We start from the raw sequence: 731 nt of genomic DNA, 5'->3' as shown, positions 1-731 counted from the left end.
TGGAACAAACCAAGTAGCGCCGCGGCTGTGCCCGCTTTATCACCGAATGGTTCCAACGCCTTGCCCGCGGCGCCGCCAAGAATCAAAGCAAAACCAACGGACGACATAAAGATTGGCAGCATGAACGACAGCGCCGTGTTTTGGCCATTCATCACCAGCATCACCACACCAGCCAGAGCCAACGTCGAGATACCAACCACAAGCGTGTTGTGTGTGCCAAAACGTTCCATGAACTTCGGTGCCAACATACAGCCAGCGATGTTGATGACCGCGTTAATGCCAAACCAGAATGTGAACTCATTCATTGAAAGGCCCATGCCTGTCATCAATACCGACGGTGCTGACGTCACGTAAGCTAAGATAACCGCCATGGCCATCAAACATAGTGACGCGTGGAAAATGAAAGATGGCGTGCTCAGTACCGACCAGTAACGACTTACTTTGAATACCGCTTGTTTCTCGGTTGCAGGGTTGGTTTCCTTCATCATCAAGAACATCAACGTTCCTGAGACAACCGCAAAACCAGCCATAAAGCTGAAGTTTGCACGCCAATCGAATTGCTGTGTTAACCAGCTACCTAAGATTGGGGCCAGTGCCGGAATAAAGCAGATCGCACCATTAAGGTAGCTGATCATCTTGCCGCTTTTCTCTGGGCCGAAAATATCGCGAACTGTTGCAAAGGCTGCTACCGATGTCGCACACGCACCTAAGCCTTGTAGCAAACGAGACAT

Annotated in this window: 1 protein-coding gene; it reads right to left on the bottom strand. The window is 50.5% G+C overall.

The features are described 5' to 3' along the window. Positions 1 to 731, bottom strand: a 731-nt coding sequence (locus R7Z50_RS27055; protein ID WP_318149691.1) for an MFS transporter, incomplete at both ends; no start/stop codon positions are given.

It is taken from the genome of Vibrio sp. 1249-1 (assembly GCF_033340495.1).
This window is presented reverse-complemented; position numbering and strand designations above follow the sequence as displayed.